The organism is Streptomyces sp. WELS2, assembly GCF_013870595.1.
In the GTDB taxonomy this organism is placed as follows: domain Bacteria; phylum Actinomycetota; class Actinomycetes; order Streptomycetales; family Streptomycetaceae; genus Streptomyces.
In genome coordinates this window covers 1-5,394 of the sequence record NZ_JACBWZ010000421.1, presented here as the reverse complement: position 1 = coordinate 5,394, position 5,394 = coordinate 1, and the positions used below count along the sequence as shown (strand labels likewise).

The 5,394-nt window shown below is 72.5% G+C and carries 6 protein-coding genes; 2 read left to right on the top strand and 4 right to left on the bottom strand.

Translation table 11 applies throughout. From position 1 onward, the window contains the following. Positions 1-234 precede the first annotated feature (234 nt). Positions 235-1,095, top strand: a complete 861-nt coding sequence (locus tag H5J33_RS22185) for a 3-hydroxybutyryl-CoA dehydrogenase (protein WP_181796669.1) — start codon at positions 235-237, stop codon at positions 1,093-1,095. Positions 1,096-1,302: 207 nt separating this feature from the next. Next, a complete protein-coding gene (locus H5J33_RS22180; protein ID WP_181796668.1) occupies positions 1,303-1,545 on the top strand; it encodes a hypothetical protein in 243 nt (80 codons plus the stop codon). Here the strand turns inward: H5J33_RS22180 and H5J33_RS22175 are convergent. From H5J33_RS22175 to H5J33_RS22160, 4 genes are all read right to left on the bottom strand, one after another. Continuing rightward, the gene (locus H5J33_RS22175; RefSeq protein WP_181796667.1) at positions 1,542-2,078 is read right to left on the bottom strand and encodes an NUDIX hydrolase; all 537 of its coding nucleotides are present in this window, start codon (positions 2,076-2,078) and stop codon (positions 1,542-1,544) included. The genes H5J33_RS22180 and H5J33_RS22175 overlap by 4 nt on opposite strands. Positions 2,079-2,143: 65 nt before the next feature. Further along, positions 2,144-3,484 carry a transcriptional regulator gene (locus H5J33_RS22170; RefSeq protein ID WP_181796666.1) on the bottom strand — a complete coding sequence of 447 codons (1,341 nt, stop codon included), beginning with the start codon at positions 3,482-3,484 and terminating at the stop codon, positions 2,144-2,146. Positions 3,485-3,512: 28 nt separating this feature from the next. After that, on the bottom strand, positions 3,513-4,580 hold the full coding sequence (locus H5J33_RS22165; protein ID WP_181796665.1) for a PP2C family protein-serine/threonine phosphatase: 1,068 nt from the start codon (positions 4,578-4,580) through the stop codon (positions 3,513-3,515). Positions 4,581-4,773: 193 nt separating this feature from the next. Then, positions 4,774-5,361 (bottom strand): hypothetical protein, encoded by a 588-nt coding sequence (locus H5J33_RS22160; RefSeq protein WP_309485463.1) that lies wholly within the window; start codon positions 5,359-5,361, stop codon positions 4,774-4,776. Positions 5,362-5,394 lie beyond the last annotated feature (33 nt).

Below are 5,394 nucleotides of genomic sequence, written 5' to 3'. Positions count from 1 at the left end.
CCGGGATGGCCAGTGCGGACAGCGCGGCCCGTGCGAGGGTCCGTCGCGAGATGCGTGCCACCGACCGCCTCCCGTACGCTGCGGATCCGCTCGGTCACGGATCGTCCCGCGCTCCAGGATGCCCCCACCCGGGCGATCGATCATCGATACTTGGCGGTAACGTGCACGATCGGAGCAGGCGCCGAAACCCGGGGGTCCTGCCCAGCCAGCCGGAAGACCAGCGAAGGGGACGATGTGACCGACATCGAGCGCGTCGGAGTCGTGGGCTGCGGCCAGATGGGCGCCGGCATCGCCGAGGTGTGCGCCCGCGCGGGACTGGACGTGAAGGTCGCCGAGACCACCGGCGAGGCCCTGGAGATCGGCCGTACCCGGCTGTACAACTCCCTGGCCAAGGCCGCCGAGCGCGGCAAGATCACCGAGGCGGAGCGGGACGCCGGCCAGGCGCGGCTGAGCTTCACCACCGACCTCGGCGAGTTCTCCGACCGGGACCTGGTGATCGAGGCCGTGGTCGAGAACGAGCAGGTCAAGACCGAGATCTTCCAGGTGCTCGACCAGGTGGTGACCCGCCCGGACGCCATCCTGGCCTCCAACACCTCCTCGATCCCGCTGGTGAAGCTGGCCGTCGCCACCGCCCGCCCGGACCACGTCGTCGGCATCCACTTCTTCAACCCGGCCCCGGTGCAGCAGCTGGTCGAGCTGATCCCGGCGCTCACCACCTCCGAGGGCACGCTCAGCCGGGCCCAGGTCTTCGCCGAGAAGGTGCTCGGCAAGCACGCCATCCGCGCCCAGGACCGTTCCGGGTTCGTGGTGAACGCGCTGCTGGTGCCCTACCTGCTGTCGGCGATCCGGATGTTCGAGTCCGGCATCGCGAGCCGCGAGGACATCGACAACGGCATGGAGATGGGCTGCGCCCACCCGATGGGCCCGCTGAAGCTGTCCGACCTGATCGGCCTGGACACCATCGTCTCCATCGCCAACTCGATGTACGCCGAGTACAAGGAGCCGCTGTACGCCGCTCCCCCGCTGCTCCAGCGCATGGTGGAGGCGGGCCGGCTCGGCCGCAAGACCGGGTCGGGCTTCTACACCTACGGCTGAACCCACGGCTGATTACGAAGAGCGACGCCCGTCGGGCCCGGCACCGGAGTACGGTGCCGGGCCCGACTGTTTCACACACCGTGTGCGCGACGGGCACGCATATGCCCGCCACACACGCTTTCCACGCGCCCACCAGGCGAGTTGACTCATCATGCGCATGCAAGGGATGCGGAACCACTGATTTCGACCAGCGAAAGGAGCGGACCCGTGACCGCCGAACCGGAGCATCCCGTGGTCCATGGAGAACTCGCAGAGTTACGACGCCGCCTCGACGTGGCCTACGCCAGGGTCGAGGGAGGACTGGCGCTGCTGCGCCACCGCACCGAGGAGACCGCCAAGGAACTGGACGATCTGAACTCCCGGATGGCCTCGCTGGAACACGCACGCTGGCCGCTGACCGCGCTCGGCGCGCTCGTGGTGACGCTCTGGCAGGCGCTGTCGGCCCACTAGCCCTCGGCGAGCCTGAGGTGGTGCAACAGGAGTAACGCGGCCGCCATGTTGGCGGCCGGGACCTCCCCACGGGCGATCAGGTCGGGGACGAGTTTGAGGGGGACCCATTCCCGCCGGTCCGACTCGAAGTCGTCCACGGGATGTCCGGCGAACTCGCCCCGGTCGGACCAGTAGACGTGGTGCCGGGCGTCGGTGAGGCCGTTGGACGGCTCCACGGTCATCAAGTGGTGCAGGGGCCCCGGCCGCCAGCCGGTCTCCTCCTCCAGTTCCCTGGCCGCCGCGCTCGCGATGTCCTCGCCGTCCTCGACGACGCCCGCCGCGAGCTCCCAGCCCCAGCTGTCGGTGATGAAGCGGTGCCGCCACAGCAGCAGCACCTCGTTCGCCTCGTTGACGATCGTCGCCACGGCCACGGGCCGCAGCCGGATCACGAAGTGGTCGAGGTGCCGGCCGTCCGGCAGTTCGACATCCGCGAGGTTGACACGGAACCAGCGGGTCTCATACACGGTTTTTTCACAGTGTTTCGTCCACTGCACGGTATGCCACCTTCCGTCGGGTGAGTGGCAATATCGCAGCAGGAACCGTGTACCCCACAGAGCGCCTACAACGGCACGCGCAGCGCTCCGTCGATCAGTTCGGCGGCCTCGGCGGTGCCGGCCGAGCCGCAGCGCACCAGATGCTCGCGCACCGCGCGCAGCCGGTCGCGCAGCCGCTGCGACTCCATGCCGCGGGCCTGCTCCGCCATCTGCACGGCGGTGGCCACGGCCTGGTCGGCGTTGCCCCGGCGCAGCTCGATGGTGCTGAGCATGGCCAGCCGGTGCACCCGGCCCCGGTCGTGGGCGGGGGTGCCGACGGCCGCCGCCGCGTGCTCCCGGGCCCCGGTGAGGTCACCGAGGCTCAGCAGCGCCTCGGCCACCTGCACATTGACCAGCCCCGGCTGCACATACCCGGTCTCGGCGGGCTCGTGACCGCGCCGGATCCGCTCGGCCGCCGTCTCCGCGCACCGGATGCGGGACAGCGCGCCGCCGCTGTCGCCGAGGTGGGCGTAGGCCTTGGCCTGCATGGCGTACAGGTCGGAGGCGAGCGCCGGGGTGATGTGCCGGCCGGCGGTGCGCAGCGCGGCCTCGGCGAAGGCGACGGCCTGCCGGTACTCCCGCATGAACAGCGACTGGTTGACCAGCAGCGCGATCACATAGGCGCCCAGTCCCCGGTCCCCGCTGGCCTTGGCGAGCCGGAGTGCCTGGTGGAAGTAGCGCTGGGCGAGGCCATGGGCGTCGGAGTCGTACGCGCAGATGCCCGCGATCGCCACCAGCGCGCCCGTGGCGCGGTGCAGCCGGCGGCCGGTGGCGTCGGTGTAGCTGCCCCGCAGCAGCGGCGCGGCCTCGGCGTTGAGGAAGCCGACGACCCGGGTGCGGGTCGCCATCCCGCCGGCCTTGCGGTACATCTGCTCGTAGTGCGCCCGGGCGGCCCGCAGCACCTCGATGTCGGACGCGGTGACCTGCTGCCGGCCGCCCCGGGAGACGTCCACGTCCTCGGGCGGGTTCTCCCACTCCCACACCGGCATCACGGCCGGGGTGCCGGTGACCGCGGGGGCGTCCAGCACATGGGGCCGCTGCTGCTCGTCCGACCGCCACAGGGCGGTGGCCCGCTCCACGAACCCGCCCAGCGAACCGGCGTGCGGGCTGCTCGGCCCGCCGGGCACGCCGAGCCCGATGTCGTCCAGCGTGACCGGTCTGTGCAGCCGGGCCGCCAGTACCTCGCAGATCAGGTCGGGCACCTGGCCGCGGGGCCGCTGGCCCTTCAGCCAGCGTGCCACGGCGGTGTGTTCGTACCGCAGCGCGAGACCGCGGGCGCGGCCCGCCTGGTTGACGTGGGCGGCGAGTCCGGCGTGCGAGATCCCCGCCTCGTCCAGGATCGCGTCGAGCAGAGTGTTGGGCTGCATGGGATGCCCCCCGGGTGGCCTGGTGCCGTCAGCGTAGTGGTTCCGCCTTCACACGGGGTGTGAACCGGGCGCCGGGCTCCGTGGCCGCCGCCCGGGGCCGGGGGCCGCGGGCGTTGCACAGCACCATCAGCGCCACGTCGTCGGCGGGGGTGCCGCCGGTGTGGTCGAGGAGGGCGCGCAGGACCGTGCGCAGGACCGTGTGCGGGGTGACCGGCTGCCCCCGCACCGCCTCCGCCAGCACCTTCGGCAGCGGGAAGAACCGTCCCCGCGCATCCCGCGCCTCCTCCGCCCCGTCGGTGAACAGCACCAGCGACTCCCCCGGCAGCAGCCGGCCGCAGGACCGGGCGGTCAGCTCGGCCGGCAGCGGGAACGGCCCGAGCGGCGGGAGCGGATCGAGGTGCGAGAGCGGGCCGACCGCCGTACCGCTGAGCAGATAGGGCCAGGGATGGCCGCAGTTGAGGGCGCGTACCTCGCCGTCCGGGCCGATCTCCAGGAGCAGCACGGTGACGAACTCCTCCGCGACCGGGGTCTCCGGCTCGCTGCCGCCGTGTGCCGGGTGCTCGGCGCGGGCGCGTTCGCGCAGGTGGCGGGCGAGGGCTCGGTCCAGCCGGCGCAGCACCCGGTCCAGCCGGGCCTCGTCGTGGGCGGCCTCGCGGAAGCTGCCGAGCAGCGCGGCGACGGTGCCGAGGGCGGCCAGGCCGTGCCCCCGTACGTCCCCCATCACCACGCGGACGCCGTGCTCGGTGGCGATGGCCTCGTACAGATCGCCGCCCACACTCGCGCCCCGGTCGGCGGAGAGCTGGGCGGCGGCGACATCGATCCCGTCCACCCGGGGCGGCGGCGGACGCAGCACGACGTCCTGCGCGGTGCGCGCCACCTTCCGGGCGATCCGCAACTCCCGGAGCAGGGTGCGGCGGACGTGCAGGACGAGGCCGGTGCCGACGGCGAAGAACACGGCGCTGGTGACGATGCGCGCCCCGAGGCCGTTCTGCTGGGCGAGCGGGCAGCCGAACTTGTAGCCGACCGCGACGGCTCCCCAGACGGTGGGCAGTACGGTTGCCCGCCCGGTGGGCGCCCGTGCCTTGATGCGGATCATGCCTGTGGTCCCCCATGTGGGCCTGACAGAGCAGACGGACCGACCCCGAAAGGCCGGTCCGATTCTGTCGAGGGAAGGACCCGAGCGGACCGGATCACCCCGAGTTCCCACTCGAATGAGTGATCCGACCGTCAGTCAACCCGCATTTATCCGGGGGGGGTCGGTGCCCCGAAGGCACGGACCCCACCCGCGCTCAGCCGCGCAGCACCGCGCCCGTCCGCTCGCCCGCGAGGGCGACCGCGGCGTCCCGCGCGGCAGACGCCTCGTCCACGGTCAGCGTCCGGTCGCCCGCCCGGAACCGCAGCGCGTACGCGAGCGACTTGCGGCCCTCGCCCAGCTGCTCGGCGTTCTCGTAGACGTCGAACAGCCGGATGGACTCCAGCAGTTCGCCCGCGCCCTCGCGCAGCGCAGCCTCGACCTCGGCGGCCGGGACCGGCTTGTCGACGACGAGGGCGACGTCCTGCGTGGCGACCGGGAACGTGGAGATACCGGGGGCCTGCGGAACGCCGTCGCCCGCCGCCTCCAGGGCGTCCAGGTCCAGCTCCATCGCGCAGGTGCGCTCGGGCAGACCCAGGGCCTTCACGACCCGCGGGTGCAGTTCGCCCGCGTGGCCGACGACCCGCTCGGCGCCGTCGGCGACGACCACCAGCTCGGCGCACCGGCCGGGGTGCCAGGGACCGTACTGGCCCTTGCGCACGACCAGTTCCGCACCAGCCTCGCGGGCGAGGGTGCGGAACTGGTCGTGCGCAAGGGCCACCAGCCAATTCTTACGCCAAGTCACCCGTTCGGCCCAACACCGACACGAAGGCCCCCT

Bases quoted from the DNA above. Each gene is read 5' to 3' on its own strand.
- H5J33_RS22170 (WP_181796666.1), bottom strand. From the start codon at position 3,484: ATGCAGCCCAACACTCTGCTCGACGCGATCCTGGACGAGGCGGGGATC.
- H5J33_RS22165 (WP_181796665.1), bottom strand. From the start codon at position 4,580: ATGATCCGCATCAAGGCACGGGCGCCCACCGGGCGGGCAACCGTACTG.